The sequence below is a fragment of the Mesorhizobium koreense genome (genome assembly GCF_031656215.1).
Taxonomy (GTDB): Bacteria; Pseudomonadota; Alphaproteobacteria; order Rhizobiales; family Rhizobiaceae; genus Mesorhizobium_L; species Mesorhizobium_L koreense.
This window is the reverse complement of sequence record NZ_CP134228.1, coordinates 2,255,770-2,272,903: the sequence shown is the minus strand read 5'-3', so window position 1 is coordinate 2,272,903 and position 17,134 is coordinate 2,255,770. Positions and strand designations below refer to the sequence as shown.

Here is a 17,134-nt window from a genome sequence, read left to right as displayed (position 1 = left end):
GTCACGACGTCTCGATCCAGTCGACCGCCTCGGCGCAGTTCATGACACGAGCCACCGTCGAAAGGTCGCCGATGGCGCGCTCATGCGTCTCGCGCGAGAAGGCCGCGCAGCCATCTGCAAGCACCGTCGCGGGGAAATCCCGGATGTGTGCATCCCGCACCGTCGAGGCCACGCCGCCATTGGTGACGATGCCGCAAAAAAGGAGCGTGTCGATCGCGGCTTTCCTCAGCACCCATTCCAGACGCGTCATGTAGAAAGCGGAATAGGCGACCTTTTCGATGGAAAGATCTGCAGGCTGCAATTCGTCCACCAACTGATGACCCCAACTGCCGGGCGCGAAATCGCCTTTCCGCAGGAACGGCCGCATGGCCTTCAGGTGCGGCGAGATGAAGGGCTCCCCGCCCTTGCCCGGCACGAGCGTGAAATGCGTGGAAACGACCCAGCCGCCCTTGGCGCGCAGCGCGTCGGCGACCGGGCGGACGCGGAGCGGCAACGCGGCAATGTCGGCGTTCTCCTTGCCGCCGCGCGCATAGGCGCCATCGGGATGGACGAAATCGTTCTGCAGGTCGACGATGACAAGCGCGGTATGCCGGGGACGCAAGGGCGCGTGGGCATACATCAGCGGGCTCCTGCCCGGCGCATGATCAGATTGCCGAACCCGTCGACCACGGCGGATAGGCCCGGATCGACGAAGATCGTCGTATCCGGCTGCTCCAGTATGGCCGGCCCGCGGATCGATGCTCCTTCGGCCAGATCGAGACGCTCGTAAACGAAAACATCGTGATAGCTGCCCTTGGCGTAGACACGCCTTGTGCCTGTCCGGCAGGCCTCGGCCGGCTTTCCGCCGGTCGGCGCGAAGACCCTCATGTCGAGGTCAGGGCGGCGCCCGACCACTGCCACGCGGAAATTCATGACGCGTTTCGGGATCCCGTCGAGCAGCCGGCCGAAGGCCTCCAGATAGGCGGTATCGAACGCGGCATCGATCGCGGCGGCGGTCAGCCCGCCCTCCCCGATGGAAATCGGCACGGAGACCGAATGAGTCTGCCCGAGATAGAGCATGTCGAGTTCGAACAGCCGGTCGATCTGCTGAAATACGGTGGCAGAGCGTTCAAGGATGCTTTCCGCCTCACTGGCTACGGCCGCCATCTGCCGGCCGAGTTCGCCGGCATCGAGATCATCGAGCAGGCGGTTCACCGTCTGTACGCGGTCGTGCCGCATGTCGGCGACGACACAGCCGAGCGCGGAAGTCACGCCCGGAAAGCGTGGCACCAGCGCCGAGCCGAGCCCGACCTCCTCGATCAGCGCCCCCGCATGCAGCGCACCGCCGCCGCCGAAGGGCATGGCGGCGAATTTCGCCGGGTCGTGGCCCTTCTCGATGGAGACGAGGCGTATGGCGCCGGCCATCTTGGCATTGGCGAGCCTGAGGACGGATTCGGCGGCGTCCTCTATGGACAGGCCGAGCGGCACGGCGATCTCGCGTTCGATCGCGGCACGCGCGGCCTCAACGTCGAGACGGTCTAGTTTGCCGCCGATCGGCCTGTCGGGGTTGATCCGGCCGAGCACCAGATTGGCGTCCGTAACGGTCGGCCGGTCATTGCCAAGGCCGTAGCAGACGGGTCCGGGGTCGGAGCCAGCCGATTCGGGGCCGACCCGCAGCAACCCGCTCTTGTCGATCGAGGCGATGGAGCCCCCGCCGGCACCGATCGTCGTGATTTCGATCATCGGCGTGCGCACGACCATGCCGAAATCGATCGCCGTCTGGGCCGCCAGCGCCGCCTTTCCGTCCGCCACGAGCGAGACGTCGAACGAGGTCCCGCCCATGTCACAGGTGATGATGTTGTCGAGCCCCGCCGCCCTGGCGATGGCGGTCGCGGCGATGACGCCGGCGGCAGGTCCCGACAGCGCGGTGCGAACCGGATAACGCCGCGCCGTCTCGGCCGACATGACGCCGCCATTCGACTGGACGATGAGCAGTTCGCCCGCAAATCCGCCCTCGCCGAGCGCCGTTTCCAACCGCTCCAGATAGGAAGACACGACCGGCTGCAGATAGGCATTGAGCGTGGCGGTAGAAACGCGCTCGAACTCCCTGATTTCAGGAAGGATTTCCGTTGCCGAGGTCACGAATGTGTTGGGCCAGACGGAGCGGACGGCTTCAACGGCCCGGCGTTCATTGTCGTTGTTGGCATAGCCGTTGATGAAGAACACGCAAGCCGCCTCGCAACCGCGTTCGGCGAGCGCCCGCGCCTGCGTCCGCACCTCCTCCTCATCCACCACCTTCAGCACCGAACCGTCCGCGAGCACGCGTTCGGAAACCTCCAGCCGGTCGGTACGCTCAACCACCGGCGTGAAAGAGCCCTTCAGTCCCCAGGTGGTCGGTCGGTCGCGCCGGCGCATTTCGAGCACGTCGCGGAACCCTTCCGTTGTGATGATGCCGGTGCGCGCGCCCTTGCGCTCCAGAAGCGCGTTGGTGCCGACTGTGGTGCCGTGGACGATGGTGGCGATCCCGGCAAAATCGGCGACGCGCTGGCGGATGCCCTGCACGAAGCCTCTGGACTGGTCGCCGCGTGTCGAGGGGACCTTGACGGTCGCGACCGTGCCGGCCGCTTCGTCGAGAACGAAAATATCGGTGAACGTGCCGCCGACATCGACGCCGACGACATAAATCGGATTCTTCAAGCTGCGGCCTCCCGGCTGCGTAGTTCCATTGTTGCCGATCGATCGACGGTACCGTCGTCGGCGACCGCGACCTGATAGTCGGATAGAGCCTTTTCGGGCGTGACGTAGCCCAGCCGGACATCGCGCGCGACGGCATCCGGATCGCGCGTTGCCGGCTCGCCATAGCCACCGCCCCCGGGCGTTTCGAGCCGCACCTTCTGCCCCTCGGTGATATGGATGCCGACCATCTTGGACACCATCGGCGGCGAATGCTCGCCGTCCGCCTGTTCGTAGACAAAATGGTTTGCGGCAGCCTCACCGCCGTCGACAACGCCTCTCGGAGCGTATTTGCCACGCTCGCCGAACAGGAACACGTCGGCGGACTTCTCCAGAAGCGCGATCTCGTAGATTGCGCCGAGACCTCCGCGATACTGGCCGGGGCCGCCGGAATCCGGCCTGAGCGCCCATTTTGTGAAGCGTACCGGATAGGCGGCCTCCAGGATTTCGAGCGGCGGGATGGTGGCGGTCGAGATCGGCGCGTTGCCGTGGTTGAGGCCATCGCCTCCGCCATGCGCGCCATGGCCACCGCCGAAGAAGGAGAACATGACCCAGCGCTGGCCGTTTGAGCGATGGCCGGCAAGGGACAGCGCATTGATCGTGCCATAGGCGCAGGCCATGGCCGGCCCCGGCGCGATCCGGGCGACGGCCTGGAAGACGACATCGATCAGGCGCAGGATGGTCTCCGTATAGCCGCCGACGGGTTTCGGCGCTTTCACAGAGAGAAGCGAATCCGGGTCGATGCGGAACTCGACCGGCTCCAGCACGCCGGCATTGGCGGGCACGTCGCCGAAAATATGCTTCAGCGCGACATAGCAGGCGGCGATCGTCGTGGAGCGCGAGATGTTCACCGGCCCGGCGCAGGCCGGCGAGGAGCGGGTGAAATCCATCACCATCCGGTCCTTCTCGATCGTCAGGTCGAGCGCGATCTTCAAAGGTTCATCGACGATGCCGTCATTGTCGAGGAAATCCTCGGCGGTGACGGTGCCTTGAGGCAGTTCGGCGATCTGGGCGCGCATCATCTCGGCGGCCCGCGCCTTGAGCGCGGCAAGGCTTTCGGCAATCGTCGCCGCACCGTATTCGTCCAGCAGCACGTGCATGCGGCGCTCGCCCAGTTCCAGCGCGTTGATCTGGCCGTTGAGGTCGCCGTAAAGCGACATCGGCAGGCGTGAATTCGCCGAGACGATATCGACGACATCCTGGCGGAACTGGCCGCGGTCGAACAGCTTCACCGGCGGGATCAGCATGCCTTCCTGGAAACATTCGGTGGCGGCGGGGTTGTAATTGCCCGGCACGTTACCGCCGACATCGTGCCAATGGCCGACCGAGGCGAGGAAGCAGAAGACCTTGCCGTCGCGGAACACCGGCTTGACCAGGCGGAAGTCGGAAAGGTGGGTGCCGCCCTCATAAGGATCGTTGAAGATCCACACGTCACCCTCATGGATCCCGTCACGCCCGGCGGCCTTGTCGATGACCGCCTTGACGGCGAAGGCCATGACGCCGACGAAGATGGGCAGGCCCGACTTGCCTTGGACCAGCGTCTCGCCGCTCAACGCGTCGTAGATGCCGTGCGAGGCGTCATGCGCCTCGGCGATGATGGGATTGAACGCCGAGCGGAAAAGGGTTGCGTCCATCTCGTCCGCGATCTGTTCAAGCCGGCCTTTCAGGATGGCGAGCGTCACCGCATCGACCGGCATCAGGCCTGCTCCCCGTCATAGCGATGGCCGAGCGCGAGCATCTCCGGCGTGCCGATCAGTTCGTTCAGGCCGGAGAAATCGAACATACGGTTGCGGAAGGCGGCGTTGGAACCGGCCCCCACGAGGTTGGAATAATAGTCGCGCGCCGTCGCTGCTACGGCGCGGACGATACCGCCCGGAAAGATGACAAAACTGTAGCCGAGCCTTTCCAGCCCCGCCGCGTCGACGGCGGGCGTCTTACCCCCTTCGACCATGTTCGCCATCAGCGGCACACGACCGGCGAGCCGGGAAACCACCTTCTCGATCTGGTCGACCGACTGCGGCGCCTCGACGAAGAGAATATCGGCCCCCGCCTCCACATAAGCCTCGGCGCGGTCGAGCGCTGCTTCGAACCCCTCGACAGCGATCGCATCGGTGCGGCCGATGATCAGCGTATCCTCCGAATGGCGTGCATCGCAGGCGGCGCGGATCTTACCGGCCATCTCCTCGCTGGAAATCAGCGACTTGCCGTCGAGATGACCGCAGCGTTTCGGCATGGTCTGATCCTCGAGTTGAAGTGCGGCCGCGCCCATGCGCTCGAACACGCGGACCGTCCTTTGCACGTTGAGCGCATTGCCGAAGCCGTTGTCGGCGTCCACAACGATAGGGATCGAAACGCGGTCGCGGACCGCCGCCACCGTGTCGGCAACCTCGTTCATCGATACAAGGCCGATATCCGAACGGCCGAGCCGCGTATAGGCGATCGAGGCCCCGGAAAGGTAGACCGCCTCGGCGCCCGCCTGTTCCGCGATAAGCCCCGTCAGCGCATCGTAGATGCCTGGAGCAACCAATATCTTCTTCTCTGCAAGTCTTTGTTTGAGTTTCATTACCAGTCCTGGCCTCGCTCCGCTGCGAAGCGCTTCTTCAGATGCGGCACCAGCCCGCCATCGGCGAGCAGCGCTTTCAGATTGTCGGGCAGCGGCTCCAGCACGATCGGCGCCGCGCCTGCCGGCTGCAATTGCCCCGCGTCAAGATCGAGCACCGCCTCCACTCCGTCGCGAACGGCGCCGAGATCGCCTTCCGCCACGATGACCGGCAGGCCGAGATTGATGGCATTGCGATAGAAGATGCCGGCAAACGAGCGCGCCACGACAGCGGCAACGCCCAGAAACTTCAGCGCCTCGGCCGCCTGCTCACGCGAGGAGCCCATGCCGAAATTGCGTCCGGCAACCACGATGTCGCCGGGTCCGACACTCGCCGGGAAATCCGGCCTGACCGCTTCGAGGCAATGGGCGGCAAGTTCTGCTAGCCCGCCCTTCATATACTGGCCCGGCGCGAGCTGGTCGGTGTCGATATCGTCGCCGAAGAGGAAGATGCGCCCGCTCATGCCCCATCTCCCGCCCGCAGGAATTCGCGCGGGTCGGCGATGCGTCCGGCGACGGCCGAGGCGGCGACGGTGTAGGGCGACGCCAGCCACACATTGGACGAGGCCGCACCCATGCGCCCCTTGAAGTTGCGCGCTGTGGAGGAAATACAGGTCACATTCTCGCCGAGACGGTCCGCGCCGTAGCCGGCGCAGATGCCGCACGCATTGGGCAGGATGCGCGCGCCGGCATCCTCGAATATCTTCATGATGCCCTCGTCCGTCGCGCGGTCCTGATCGCGGCGCGAAGAGGGCGCCACCATCAGTTCGGTACCGGCTGCCGTATGGCGTCCGCGCAGGATCGAGGCTGCGCGTTTCAGATCGTCATATTTCGCGCCCGTACAGGCGCCGATATAGGCGACGTCGACCGGGGTCGCAGGGGCATCGCCGACCGGCGCGGCATTGGCCGGCGAATGCGGCGCGGCCACCTGCGGCTCGAGCGCCGCGGCGTCGAAGACATGGTGTTCGAGGAGCGCCGCTTCCGGGTCGGATTTCAGGCCGGACCAGTCTCCGGGATCACTGCCAACGCCTTCCAGCCAGCGCGCGGTGGTTTCGTCGGGCCCGATCAGGCCGGCCTGCGCACCAAGTTCCGCCGCCATGTTGGAAAGCGTCATGCGCTCCTGCATGGAGAGCGCGGAAATCGCCTCGCCCGCATATTCGACCGCCTGGTACTTGCCCCCGTCCATGCCGAGGCGGCCGCAAAGCGCCAGCATGATATCCTTGGCGGTCACGCCAAGGCCGAGCCTGCCTTGCCATTCGATGCGGATGGTGCCCGGCACCTTCAGCCATATCTCGCCGGTCGCCAACACGCCGGCCATCTCCGTCGCTCCGACGCCGAACATGTAACAGCCGAAGGCGCCGCCGGTCGGCGAATGGCTGTCGCCGCCGACGACGAACATGCCGGGCCTCAGATGCACCTTCTCCGGCAGGACGACATGGCAGATGCCCTCGCCGTCGTGGAAGGCGACCTTGCGCTCCTTCGCCCATTGCCGGGTCAGTTCGAGGATGCGCGCGCCCTCGTCGGTATCGCCCGGCACAAAATGATCCGAGATCAGGACCACCTTGCCGGCATCGAAGAGCCCGACGCCCAGATCCTTCAGGATCGGCTCGACCCGGCGCGGGCCGCCCGAATCGTGGATCATGGCAAGGTCGATTTTGGCCGTGACGATCTCGCCCGGACGGACGGACTGGCGTCCGGCCGCACGCGCGATGATCTTTTCCGCCAGTGTCGCCACCATCATGCCAATCCCAGATAGGAACGCTGGAGTTCAGGATCGTCCATCATTTCGGAAGCCTTGCCGGACAACCTGATCTCGCCATTCTCCATGACGAAGGCGCGGTCGGCGATCTCCAGCGATTGCAGCACATTCTGCTCGACCAGAAGGATCGTCAGGCCGCGCTCCCTCAGCCGGCCGATCAGCGCGAACATCTCTTCCACCAGTAGCGGCGACAGGCCGATCGACGGTTCGTCGAGAACGAGCAGTACCGGTTCCGCCATCATGGCGCGGCCGATCGCCAGCATCTGCTGCTCGCCGCCGGAAAGCGTGCCCGCCTTCTGCGCCAGCCGTTCCTTCAGCCGTGGGAAGGTATCGAGCACTTCGCCGAGGTTTTTGCCCAGGCTTTTCGCGGCGCGGCGATAGGCGCCGAGCTCCAGATTTTCCCTCACCGTCAGGTTCGGAAAGATGTGCCGACCTTCCGGAACCTGTATCAGTCCCGCCGCGACGATCTCGCTCGGTGCGAGATGGCCGATCTCACGGTTCTGGAAGCGGATGCTGCCGCTCCTGCACCGAACGAGGCCGGAAAGGGCGGCGGCAAAAGTCGTCTTGCCGACGCCGTTCGAACCGAGCAGCGCCACCAGTTCGCCCTGCGCGATGCCGAGATCGACCCCGCGAAGCACTTCCACAGCGCCGTAGCCGCCACGAATGCCCGAGACTTCAAGCATGATCGGCCTCTCGCCGCTTCATGCGCGCGGCCATGCCCTCGCCGAGATAGGCGGCCACGACCTTAGGGTCGGCGACGACATCGGCCGGGGCACCCTCAGCGATGATCTCGCCCTCGCTCAACACCCAGGTATGTTCCGAAAGGCTCATCACCGCCAGCATGACATGCTCGATGAGCAGGATCGTGACGCCGGAATCGCGCAGCGCGCGGATGACCGGAATGACGTCGCGGATCTCGGACGGGTTCAGCCCCGCCATCACCTCGTCGAAGAGGATCAGGCGCGGCTCCGTTGCCAGCGCCCGCGCGACTTCGAGCCGCTTGCGCCCTGCGCCCGTAAGTGCCGCCGCATCCATGTCGAGCCGATCGCCGAGCCCGACGCGACGCGCCACCTCCTCGGCCTTGGCGAGCGCGCGCGACCGCGAGGCGATGCGCAGGTGCGCGCCGACCGCGATGTTCTCGCGCACGGTTTGGCCGGCGAAGGGCTGAACGATCTGGAAGGTACGCACCATGCCGCGTCGGGCGATCGCTTCCGGCGAGAGGCCGGTAATGTCCTCGCCGTTGAAATGCACCCTCCCCTCGTCCGGCTTGTGGAAGCCGGTGATCATGGCAAACAGCGTCGTCTTACCGGCACCGTTCGGCCCGATCAGCGATGCAATCTTCCCCTCCTCGAGGGACAGACGTACGCCGTTTGCGGCCCGCACACCTCCGAAATGCTTGGAAAGGCCCTCGACCTCAAGCATGGCGGATCTCCGGCGCGGCCTTGTTTTCCGGTTGGGCGGGCCGCCAGCCGAAGCGGCGGAAGAGCCCCGCGAGTCCGCGCGGCATGAAGATGACCATCAGGACCAGTACGGTGCCGTAAAGCGCCAGCGCGATGCCCGGTGCGTCTCCCATCGTCTCGCGCGTGACCTCGGAAATGAAATGCACGCCGACCGCGCCGAGCAGCGGCCCGAAAAGCGTTCCCATGCCGCCGATGATCGGCACCAGCAGGCTTTCGATGGAAACGCTCGTGCCGTAGGCGATGCTCGGGTCGAGATAGAGGAAATACTGGGCGTAGAAGATGCCGGCGAGACCTGAGAAAAGGCCCGACAGGACGATGGCGCCCATCTTGACGCGGAACGGGTTGACGCCGAGCGCGCGCGCCGCGTCCTCATTGTCGCGGACGGCGGTAAGCTGCGCGCCGAAACGGGAATGGCCGATCCACCAGACCACGAGGAAAGCCGCGAGCGTCATCACCCAGATGAGGAAGAAGAAGCCCGTCTTGGTGGGGAACTGGAGGTTGGATGCCTCCTGCCTGAGCGGGATCAGAAGTCCGACGCCGGCCCCGGTGATGTCGAAGGAATTGGCGAGGATGCGCAGAACCTCGGCGAATGCCAGCGTGACCAGCGCGAAATAGGAACCGCGCAGCCCGTAGCGGAAGGTGCAGTATCCGATGAAGGCCGCAACCAGCATGGCAAGCACCGCGCCGCCCGCAAGGCCGAGCCACGGATTGATGTCGAATTTCATCTGCAGCACAGCCACCGCATAGGCTCCCGTTCCGAAGAAAGCGGCATGGCCGAAGGAGAATTGCCCGCCATAACCGCCGAGGATGTTCCAGGATTGGCCGAGCAGCGCGCCGTAGAGCGTCATGATGACGAGGTTCAGCCAGAACTCCGAGCGGATGAGCCAGGGCGCCGTCGCGATCGCGGCAAAGACGACGAGGAGGATGACGAGGTTTCGCATGCGGCTCAGACCTTGTGCCCGAGCAGCCCCGTCGGGCGGAACAAGAGGACGAGGATGAAGATCACGAAAATGCCAATCTGGCCGAGGCTTTCGCCGAGATAGAGGCCGCTGACGGCCTCGACGACTCCGATGATGAGGCCGCCCAGAAGCGCCCCGATGAACGAGCCCATACCTCCCAGCACCACGATGGTGAAGGCGATGAGGATAAAGCCCTCGCCGACTTGCGGCGTTACGTAGTAGGTCGGCAGCAGCAGGCACGCCGCGACCCCCAGGCAGGCGATGCCGAGGCCGAAGCTCAGCCCATAGATATGTTCGGTATCGATGCCGACGAGTTCCGCGCCCTTGCGCTCCTTGGAGATGGCGCGGATGGCGCGACCGGTCGCGGTCCGCGACATGAAGAGCCAGAGGAAGGCGGCGGTGACAAGCGCGCCGAAAAAGGCGACGACCTTGGGTAGCGGGATGAAGGCGCCAAGCACGCTCACCGTCTCGAAGGCGTAGGGCACATCGATGGTGCGCGTGTCTGAGCGGAAGAAATAAAGCGCGAGGTTCTCGATGACGATGGCGAGGCCGAGCGTGGCCAGCAGGATGTTCTCGTCACGGCCATGGCTTGCCCTTCCGATGATGCCGCGCTGGAGCGCATAGCCGAGGGCGAACATCAGCGGCGGGACGATCAAAAGCGCGACATAGGGATCGATGCCGAACCGCGCATTGAGGAAGTAGGCCGCGTAAAGGCCGACCATCAGGAGCGCGCCATGCGCGAAATTGATGATGTGCAGCACGCCGTAGATCAGCGTCAGCCCGAGCGCGATGAGGGCATAAAGCGCCCCCATCGTGAGGCCGTTGAGAATGGACGGGATCAGGATCGCGCTGTCTGGCATATCGATCGGGTTCGGCGTTCGGGACCGGGCTGGTGCCCGGTCCGGAGTTGGGACAGTGGCGTCGGTCAGCTCTTCATCGGAAAGACCGCATCGGCGGATGCGAATTCCTTCGGATAGATGACCTCGATCTCGCCACCGAGCACCTGCGTGTTTGCCGGCGCGGCGCCCTCGTTCTGGCCATTGACGAACTTGGTCGGGCCGTAGGGCATGCCATGCTTGTCCCAGGTGGAAGCGGCAAGCGCCTCGATGACCTTGTCCTTGTCGGTCGAGCCGGCCCGGTCGATGGCATCCGCCAGGAGCGCAACGGCATTATAGGTCAGGAACACCTCGTAGGTGTAGATCAGGCCCTTAGCCTCGGCTGCCTTCTTGCGCTGCAAGGCGAGGTCGGATTTCGGATTGAACCAATGGTTACAATCCATGATCCCTTCCGCGGCCTCGGGGAAATCGTGGACGAACTTGTAGTTCGACGCCGCCCCGCCGAGGACCGAATAGATGCCCTTCGCCTTCACCTGCTGCTGCCTGAGTGTGCGGGCGAACAACACATATTCGTTATAGTAGTTTGCGGGGATGATCAGGTCCGGGTTCTTCGCCTTGATCTGCAACACGATATTGGTGAAGTCGCGCGTCGGCGTCGGGTGCTTGATGACATCGACCAGTTCGATGCCGATCTTCGGCAATTGCGCGGACAGGAGCTTCGCCGTGCCGGTGCCGAAAAGCGAATCCTCGTGCACGACAACCGCCGTCTTGGCGATCGAGCCGGCGGCCTTGTTGATCTTGTCGAGGTTGTCGACTGCGATCCCCGACACCGTTCCGTAGCCGGGGGCGAGACGGAACGTGTTCTTCAGGCCGCGCTTGATGATCTCGTCCGAAACGCCGACGTCGACCACATGCGGTGTGTTGGATTTGGCCGCCTCCTGCGAGGTCGCGAGCGAGATGGCGGAGGAATAGCCCGCGACGATGCCGGCCACGCCCTGCTCGACCATCTTGTCGACTTCCGACGCACCGATTTCCGGCTTGCCCTGGCTGTCGCCCAGCACACCCTCGATCTTGGCCCCACCCAGCGACTTGATGCCGCCGGCGGCGTTGATATCGGCGATCGCCAACTGCGCCCCGGCCCGGCACTGCGTTCCCGAGAAGGAAATGGCTCCCGTCACCGGGTGGATCAGGCCGATCTTCACCGATTGAGACTCGGCCCTCAGAACGGCGGGGAATCCGGTGATCCCCAGTCCGACCGCGGCGCTACCTGCCGCCAGGAACACCCGGCGGTTCACGCCCGCCCCGGCCGTAATGCGTCGCTTGGAAAACTCGCTCATCTTCACCTCCTGTTTCCGGCCCGGACGGTTCGTTGCCTGTCCGGATCCATCCTGTTCCCCGGTAGAATTGACATTTCCTCCTCGCCGGCCGGGATCGGCGCCGAAGGTAACGTTGCCCAGCGCATGCCTTCCTTCTCGCGGACGCGGCGCATGGACATTTCGAAACGGTAGAGATCGGGACGATAGAGCACCCGGATATACTCGACGGGCCTGCCTCCGGTGTCCCGCACGACGCGGCGAACTTCGATCAATGGGGCGCCGGCATGCGTCGAGAGCGCCGTTGCAACCTGGGAATCGGCGACGCTCGCGGATATCGTCTGGCGCGCGGAAGCGACTTCCACGCCGGCTCTCTCAAGAAGGTTCAGCAGCGGCCGCTTGTTGAGATCTTCCCTATCGTACTGGCGGCCGATATCGCTCGGAACGTAGGTGACCAGATAAGACATCGGCTCGCCGTTGAGAATGCGAACGCGAACCGCGCGCTGCACCTCGGTCCCGGAGGCCAGTTCCAATGCCTGGGCTATATCCTCGCTCGCCGGAACATAGCCGAATTCAAGGACACGCGCTTCGGTGGCGATGCCCATCAGCGAGATGTTCTCGAGCCACCCTTCGATGGAGGAAGTGACGGCCGGCGGCGGCGGGCGCTTGACCACGCGCGTTCCCTTGCCCCGCTCGCGAACGACCAGGCCGGCATTGGCAAGCTCGTTCAACGCCCGCTTGGCGGTGATGCGCGAGACGCCGAACGCGCCGCACAGTTCCTGCTCGCCGGAGACAAGCTCCCCGGCCCTCAATTCGCCCGCATAGATGCGGTTGCGCAAAAGGACGAAAAGCTGATGGTAGAGTGGCACACGCGTATTGGCGTCGAGCCGCGCGCCCGCCACGCCTGTTACCCCGATGTCGTTGCCATCTCCGGGCAATCGTTCCTCCCTGTTGCTCTCATTGGTATATCAATATACCATGTTGTCAACGGGCTCTCCGCCCGATCCTGCGCGAGGAGGGAAAATGCCGGTCGTCCGTGTCACCCTGATCGAAGGCTATGGAGACGAGGTGCGGTCGAGCCTGTCGCGACGCCTGACGGACGCCGTTCGCGCAACAGTCGCGGCTCCGCTTGACGGCATAATTGTGGCGATCGAGGAAGTGAAACCGACGAGCTACATGCGCGGCCGCGTCTCCAGGATGCCCGGCAAGCCCCTCCCGACGCCTGCCGAAACCGTCCAGGCGTTCCTTTCGGCGATGGAGAGGCGCGACCTCGCGGCGGCCAGGACGTTTCTCGCCGACGATTTCCGGATGATTTTTCCCGGCAGCGCGGAATTCGGCGCGCTGGAGGACCTCGTCGCCTGGAGCCGCCCGCGCTACCGCTTCGTGAAGAAGAGCTACGAAGCCTTCGACGAGTGTTTCGGCGAGACCGGGACGGTCGTCTATTGCTTTGGCAAACTTTCCGGCGAATGGCCGGACGGCGAGCCCTTCGAGGGCATCCGCTTCATCGACCGTTTCACCGTCGGGGACGGCAAGTTGCTGGACCAGAAAGTCTGGAACGACTTGCGGGCCTGACAAGCAAAGAACCTTGACGGGTTTGGAGCCTGGCCCGTTGGCGCGATTCCCATGAAGAGTTCGTGATTCATCGCCTTTATCGAAGCGATGAAGTGGCTGATTTCTTTTGCTTTTCGGATGCCAACACGCCAACCCGAGAGCGTGGCGCGCAGTAATCTCACGTATCGGATGTATTTGGTCCAAGCGGGTGGTGGCAGGCGACCTGATGGCCGGGATCGACCGGCCGGATCTCCGGATCGGCCGTGCGGCAGAGTTCCGTCGCCCGCGGGCATCTGGGGTGGAAGCGGCAGCCGCTCGGAACAGCCGACGGATCGGGGGTCTCGCCCTGCAGCCTGGCCCGGACCCGGTTGCGCTCGCGCACCGGATCGGGCAGCGGGATCGCCGACAGAAGCGCCGCCGTATAGGGATGCCGCGGCGCCTTGAACAGCGCCGAACGCGGTGCAAGCTCCACGATGCGCCCCAGATACATCACCGCGACGTCGCGGCACATATGCGCCACGACGCTCAGATCATGGCTGATGAAGAGCATCGTCAGCCCGCGTTCGGCCTGTAGTTCGCGCAGAAGATTCATGATTTGCGCGCGGGTCGAAACGTCGAGGGCCGAAACCGGTTCGTCGGCGACGATGAAGGCCGGATCGGTGCTGATGGCGCGGGCGATCACCGCTCGCTGACGCTGGCCGCCCGATATCTCGTGCGGATAGCGCGTAAGGAAGGCGGCAGGCAGGCCGGCCTGCTCGATGACGACAGAGGCCTGTCGGCGTGCGTCGGGACGCGACCAGCCCTGCACGCGCAGATGCTCGACGATGGTGTCCCCGATCGTCATGCGCGGATTGAGCGCGCCCGAGGGGTCCTGGAAGATGATCTGCCGCTGCTGCCGCAGCCGCTTCAACGCGACGGCGTCCGGTGCGCCCGTATCCTTCCCCTCGAAACGTATGGTGCCAAGGGTCGGCGTCTGGAGGCCGACGAGCGTCCGCCCGAGCGTGCTCTTGCCGCTACCGCTCTCGCCGACGAGGCCGAGGGTCGCTCCACGTCCGACTCCGAGATCGATCCCGTCCAGGGCTCGCAGCATACGCCCGCCGCTGAGATGATAGTGCCGCGAGATGCCAACGGCTTCGATCAGCGCTTCGCTCATGGCGCGTTCCAGCATGCCACGAAATGGCCTTCGCCTGTCTCTCTCAGCTTTGGCTCGGCCGCGCAGAGCTCGCTCGCCAGGGCGCAGCGCGGCGCGAAGCGGCAGCCCTTCAATTGCATTGCGCCCTGTACGCTTCCGGGAATGGCCGGCACCGGCTCGTCCCAGCCGCTGTCGAGCTTGGGAATGCAATTCAAGAGGCCATTCGTATAGGGATGCTTCGGCTCCGCGAACAGCGCCTCCGTCGGCGCCAGTTCGACGATCTTTCCGGCATACATCACCGCCACGCGGTCCGTCATGCCGGCGACCACGCCGAGATCGTGGGTGATTAGGATCACGCCCATCCCGGCCTCGTCCGCCACGTCGCGCAGAAGATCGAGGATTTGCGCCTGCACCGTGACGTCGAGAGCCGTGGTCGGTTCGTCCGCGAGCAAAAGGCGCGGCGAGCAGGCGATGGCGATCGCGATCATGACGCGCTGGCACATGCCGCCCGACATCTCATGCGGATAGGCATCGATGCGTTGCTCGGGCGCGGCGATGCCGACCTTGCGCAGGAGGCCGATCGCGCGCTCGCGCGCCTCGTCCCTCGTGATATCCAGGTGCGCGCGCAACACTTCGATGATCTGGTCGCCGACGCGGATCATCGGGTGAAGCGCGGTGCCCGGATCCTGGAAGATCATCGCGATATCGGCGCCGCGCCGTCTGCGTATCGCCGCCTCATCCAGCGTCATCAGGTCCTCGCCGCCGAGGCGCGCCGTGCCTTCTATCCTGGCATCGCGCAGGAGCCGCATCAGCGCCAGCGCGGTGGTGGACTTGCCGCAGCCGCTTTCGCCCACCAGCCCGAGCGTTTCCCCCTTCCGGACATTGAATGAAATGCCGTCGACGGCCGTCGACGGACCGAAGGCGACAGCAAGCCCGTCAACCTCCAGCAACGGTGCTTCCTGGGACGGTTCGCTCATCGGTCGCGCATCTTCGGGTCAAGCGCGTCGCGCAAGCCGTCGCCGATGAAGTTGAAGCTGGTAACGGCGAGCGTAATGGCAATCCCTGGGAAGACGGCGAGCCAGGGATCGACCTGGAAATCGCTCTGGGCGTTGGTCAGCATGTTGCCCCAACTCGCCGCCGGCGGCTGGATGCCGTAGCCGAGGAAGCTGATATAGCTCTCGAGCAGGATCGCGTTGGCCGTATTGAGCGTCGCGGCGACCAGAAGCGGAGCCATGGTGTTCGGCAGGATCTGACGCAGGATGATGCGCCAGGACGGCGCGCCGACCATCTGCGCGGCGGCGATGAAATCGGCCGATTTAAGCACAAGGATCTGCGAATAGACGATCCGGGCGATTTCCATCCAGCAGGTCAGGCCGATCATCAATGCCATCGAGGTCAGACTAGGCGTGACGAAGGCGGCGACGAAAAGCAGCAGGAAGACGCTCGGGAAACACAGCATGATATCGGTGAGCCGCATCAGAAGCGTCCCGACCCACCGGCCGTAATAGGCCGCGAACGCGCCGACCGAGAAGCCGACCACGACCGTCACCAGCATCGCCGCGATGCCCACGGAAAGCGATATCTGGCCGGCATACATCAGCCGTGTCAGCACATCGCGGCCGAGATCGTCGCTGCCCAATATGTGCCCTGCCGTAAGCGGTGGGGCATAGCGGTTGGCGATGTCGAGTTCCTCCGGGTCGTGCGGCGCGAGCCAGTGCGCACCGGCCGAACCGACGATCAGGATCGCCAGCACGATCAGCGCCAGTATGGACAGCCGATGGCGCAGCAGGCGCTTCAGCACGCCGGCGCGCGGCGGCACGATCATGGGAGGGGTGAAGGCGGCGTCAGCCATAGCCGAGTTTCACCCTGGGATCGATGAAGGCGACGAGAATATCGGCCAGAAGATTGCCGAGCACGACCATGAACGCGCCGACCATGAGGATGGCCATCAGCACCGGATAGTCGCGCGTGTTGAGCACGCTGAGAAACAGCATGCCCATGCCCGGCCAACTGAACACCGTCTCGGTGACCAGCGCTCCGCCGACCAGCAGCGGTATTTGCAGGCCGGCAAGCGTCACAAGCGGAACCAGCGCGGCGCGTAAACCGTGATTCAGCAGTACGCGCGAGGGCTTGATGCCCTTCGCCCGCGCCGTGCGGACGAAATCCTGATCGAGGATCTCCAGCATGGAGGAACGCGTATAGCGGCTCCACTGCGCCACCAGCACCAGTGCCAGCACGATGACGGGCAAGATGAGATGTTCCAGACGATCGAGGAAGCCGCCGCCTCCGATACTGGCAATGCCGCCGGCCGGCAGCCATTCCAGCGTTTGCGCAAAGGTGAAGATGGCGAGCAGGCCAAACCAGAAGGTGGGTAGCGAAAGCGCCACCATCGAGCCTACTGCGCTCGCATAGTCGAAGACCGAATTACGGCGCACCGCCGACAGGATGCCGATCGCCACGCCGATCACCAACGCCAGCGCCAGCGCCGTCCCCATCAGGAGCAGCGTTGCCGGCACGCGGTCGAGCACGATGTCGCGGACAGGCTGGCCGCCGAAGAAACTGAACCCCCAGTTCCCGGTCACCATGCCCGCCGCCCATTTCAGGTATTGGACATAGACAGGCTGGTCGAGGCCGAACAGCACCTTGACGCGCTCGATATCCTGCGCGGTGACCGTGGGATTCAGTGTGTAGAGTGCCAACGGGCCGCCCGGCGCCAGATGCATCAGCGCGAAGCCGACAATCGAAACGCCGAGCAACAGAATGGCCGACTGCACCAGCCGGTTGATCAGGAAACGTGCCATTCCGTCCTTATA

Annotated in this window: 17 protein-coding genes; 1 reads left to right on the top strand and 16 read right to left on the bottom strand. The window is 64.7% G+C overall.

Translation table 11 applies throughout. From position 1 onward, the window contains the following. Position 1: 1 nt before the first annotated feature. The 12 genes from RBH77_RS10770 to RBH77_RS10715 all read right to left on the bottom strand — a co-directional run bounded on the left by RBH77_RS10770 (position 2) and on the right by RBH77_RS10715 (position 12,576). Positions 2 to 619 (bottom strand): cysteine hydrolase family protein, encoded by a 618-nt coding sequence (locus RBH77_RS10770; RefSeq protein WP_311032156.1) that lies wholly within the window; start codon positions 617 to 619, stop codon positions 2 to 4. Continuing rightward, positions 619 to 2,676 carry a hydantoinase/oxoprolinase family protein gene (locus RBH77_RS10765; protein WP_311032155.1) on the bottom strand — a complete coding sequence of 686 codons (2,058 nt, stop codon included), beginning with the start codon at positions 2,674 to 2,676 and terminating at the stop codon, positions 619 to 621. The genes RBH77_RS10770 and RBH77_RS10765 overlap by 1 nt, the downstream gene beginning before the upstream one ends. Further along, positions 2,673 to 4,412 (bottom strand): hydantoinase B/oxoprolinase family protein, encoded by a 1,740-nt coding sequence (locus RBH77_RS10760; protein WP_311032503.1) that lies wholly within the window; start codon positions 4,410 to 4,412, stop codon positions 2,673 to 2,675. The genes RBH77_RS10765 and RBH77_RS10760 overlap by 4 nt, the downstream gene beginning before the upstream one ends. Beyond that, entirely contained in the window at positions 4,409 to 5,275 is an 867-nt protein-coding gene (locus tag RBH77_RS10755; protein ID WP_311032153.1) for an isocitrate lyase/PEP mutase family protein, read from the bottom strand. Before RBH77_RS10755 ends, RBH77_RS10760 begins: the two co-directional genes overlap by 4 nt. Further along, positions 5,275 to 5,775, bottom strand: coding sequence for a LeuD/DmdB family oxidoreductase small subunit (locus RBH77_RS10750; RefSeq protein ID WP_311032152.1), 501 nt, complete (start codon positions 5,773 to 5,775; stop codon positions 5,275 to 5,277). The genes RBH77_RS10755 and RBH77_RS10750 overlap by 1 nt, the downstream gene beginning before the upstream one ends. Then, positions 5,772 to 7,049: a 3-isopropylmalate dehydratase large subunit gene (locus tag RBH77_RS10745; protein ID WP_311032150.1), complete on the bottom strand. Its 1,278-nt coding sequence runs from the start codon at positions 7,047 to 7,049 to the stop codon at positions 5,772 to 5,774. The genes RBH77_RS10750 and RBH77_RS10745 overlap by 4 nt, the downstream gene beginning before the upstream one ends. Further along, the gene (locus RBH77_RS10740) at positions 7,049 to 7,753 is read right to left on the bottom strand and encodes an ABC transporter ATP-binding protein (protein ID WP_311032148.1); all 705 of its coding nucleotides are present in this window, start codon (positions 7,751 to 7,753) and stop codon (positions 7,049 to 7,051) included. Before RBH77_RS10740 ends, RBH77_RS10745 begins: the two co-directional genes overlap by 1 nt. After that, positions 7,746 to 8,492, bottom strand: coding sequence for an ABC transporter ATP-binding protein (locus tag RBH77_RS10735; RefSeq protein ID WP_311032146.1), 747 nt, complete (start codon positions 8,490 to 8,492; stop codon positions 7,746 to 7,748). Before RBH77_RS10735 ends, RBH77_RS10740 begins: the two co-directional genes overlap by 8 nt. Beyond that, the gene (locus RBH77_RS10730; protein WP_311032144.1) at positions 8,485 to 9,471 is read right to left on the bottom strand and encodes a branched-chain amino acid ABC transporter permease; all 987 of its coding nucleotides are present in this window, start codon (positions 9,469 to 9,471) and stop codon (positions 8,485 to 8,487) included. The genes RBH77_RS10735 and RBH77_RS10730 overlap by 8 nt, the downstream gene beginning before the upstream one ends. Before the next feature lie 5 nt (positions 9,472 to 9,476). Continuing rightward, entirely contained in the window at positions 9,477 to 10,349 is an 873-nt protein-coding gene (locus RBH77_RS10725; protein ID WP_311032143.1) for a branched-chain amino acid ABC transporter permease, read from the bottom strand. 65 nt (positions 10,350 to 10,414) lie between these two features. Continuing rightward, positions 10,415 to 11,662, bottom strand: coding sequence for an ABC transporter substrate-binding protein (locus RBH77_RS10720; RefSeq protein ID WP_311032141.1), 1,248 nt, complete (start codon positions 11,660 to 11,662; stop codon positions 10,415 to 10,417). A 2-nt stretch (positions 11,663 to 11,664) separates the two neighbouring features. Continuing rightward, on the bottom strand, positions 11,665 to 12,576 hold the full coding sequence (locus tag RBH77_RS10715; protein WP_311032140.1) for a GntR family transcriptional regulator: 912 nt from the start codon (positions 12,574 to 12,576) through the stop codon (positions 11,665 to 11,667). An 85-nt stretch (positions 12,577 to 12,661) separates the two neighbouring features. Here RBH77_RS10715 and RBH77_RS10710 point away from each other — a divergent pair, with 85 nt between their 5' ends. Continuing rightward, a complete protein-coding gene (locus RBH77_RS10710) occupies positions 12,662 to 13,210 on the top strand; it encodes a nuclear transport factor 2 family protein (RefSeq protein ID WP_311032138.1) in 549 nt (182 codons plus the stop codon). A 157-nt stretch (positions 13,211 to 13,367) separates the two neighbouring features. Here the strand turns inward: RBH77_RS10710 and RBH77_RS10705 are convergent, their stop codons facing one another. The 4 genes from RBH77_RS10705 to RBH77_RS10690 are packed head-to-tail and all read right to left on the bottom strand — an operon-like array spanning position 13,368 to position 17,122. Beyond that, positions 13,368 to 14,342, bottom strand: a complete 975-nt coding sequence (locus RBH77_RS10705; RefSeq protein ID WP_311032136.1) for an ABC transporter ATP-binding protein — start codon at positions 14,340 to 14,342, stop codon at positions 13,368 to 13,370. Continuing rightward, entirely contained in the window at positions 14,339 to 15,298 is a 960-nt protein-coding gene (locus RBH77_RS10700) for an ABC transporter ATP-binding protein (RefSeq protein ID WP_311032135.1), read from the bottom strand. Before RBH77_RS10700 ends, RBH77_RS10705 begins: the two co-directional genes overlap by 4 nt. Beyond that, positions 15,295 to 16,173: an ABC transporter permease gene (locus RBH77_RS10695; RefSeq protein ID WP_311032134.1), complete on the bottom strand. Its 879-nt coding sequence runs from the start codon at positions 16,171 to 16,173 to the stop codon at positions 15,295 to 15,297. Before RBH77_RS10695 ends, RBH77_RS10700 begins: the two co-directional genes overlap by 4 nt. Beyond that, on the bottom strand, positions 16,166 to 17,122 hold the full coding sequence (locus RBH77_RS10690) for an ABC transporter permease (RefSeq protein ID WP_311032132.1): 957 nt from the start codon (positions 17,120 to 17,122) through the stop codon (positions 16,166 to 16,168). The genes RBH77_RS10695 and RBH77_RS10690 overlap by 8 nt, the downstream gene beginning before the upstream one ends. Between the last annotated feature and the right edge of the window lie 12 nt (positions 17,123 to 17,134).

What these genes read in the sequence shown, in the direction of transcription:
- RBH77_RS10770 (WP_311032156.1), bottom strand. Translation starts at nt 619, where the DNA reads ATGTATGCCCACGCGCCCTTGCGTCCCCGGCATACCGCGCTTGTCATC.
- RBH77_RS10755 (WP_311032153.1), bottom strand. Translation starts at nt 5,275, where the DNA reads ATGAAACTCAAACAAAGACTTGCAGAGAAGAAGATATTGGTTGCTCCA.
- RBH77_RS10750 (WP_311032152.1), bottom strand. Translation starts at nt 5,775, where the DNA reads ATGAGCGGGCGCATCTTCCTCTTCGGCGACGATATCGACACCGACCAG.
- RBH77_RS10745 (WP_311032150.1), bottom strand. Translation starts at nt 7,049, where the DNA reads ATGGTGGCGACACTGGCGGAAAAGATCATCGCGCGTGCGGCCGGACGC.
- RBH77_RS10740 (WP_311032148.1), bottom strand. Translation starts at nt 7,753, where the DNA reads ATGCTTGAAGTCTCGGGCATTCGTGGCGGCTACGGCGCTGTGGAAGTG.
- RBH77_RS10735 (WP_311032146.1), bottom strand. Translation starts at nt 8,492, where the DNA reads ATGCTTGAGGTCGAGGGCCTTTCCAAGCATTTCGGAGGTGTGCGGGCC.
- RBH77_RS10730 (WP_311032144.1), bottom strand. Translation starts at nt 9,471, where the DNA reads ATGCGAAACCTCGTCATCCTCCTCGTCGTCTTTGCCGCGATCGCGACG.
- RBH77_RS10725 (WP_311032143.1), bottom strand. Translation starts at nt 10,349, where the DNA reads ATGCCAGACAGCGCGATCCTGATCCCGTCCATTCTCAACGGCCTCACG.
- RBH77_RS10720 (WP_311032141.1), bottom strand. Translation starts at nt 11,662, where the DNA reads ATGAGCGAGTTTTCCAAGCGACGCATTACGGCCGGGGCGGGCGTGAAC.
- RBH77_RS10710 (WP_311032138.1), top strand. Translation starts at nt 12,662, where the DNA reads ATGCCGGTCGTCCGTGTCACCCTGATCGAAGGCTATGGAGACGAGGTG.
- RBH77_RS10705 (WP_311032136.1), bottom strand. Translation starts at nt 14,342, where the DNA reads ATGAGCGAAGCGCTGATCGAAGCCGTTGGCATCTCGCGGCACTATCAT.
- RBH77_RS10700 (WP_311032135.1), bottom strand. Translation starts at nt 15,298, where the DNA reads ATGAGCGAACCGTCCCAGGAAGCACCGTTGCTGGAGGTTGACGGGCTT.
- RBH77_RS10695 (WP_311032134.1), bottom strand. Translation starts at nt 16,173, where the DNA reads ATGGCTGACGCCGCCTTCACCCCTCCCATGATCGTGCCGCCGCGCGCC.
- RBH77_RS10690 (WP_311032132.1), bottom strand. Translation starts at nt 17,122, where the DNA reads ATGGCACGTTTCCTGATCAACCGGCTGGTGCAGTCGGCCATTCTGTTG.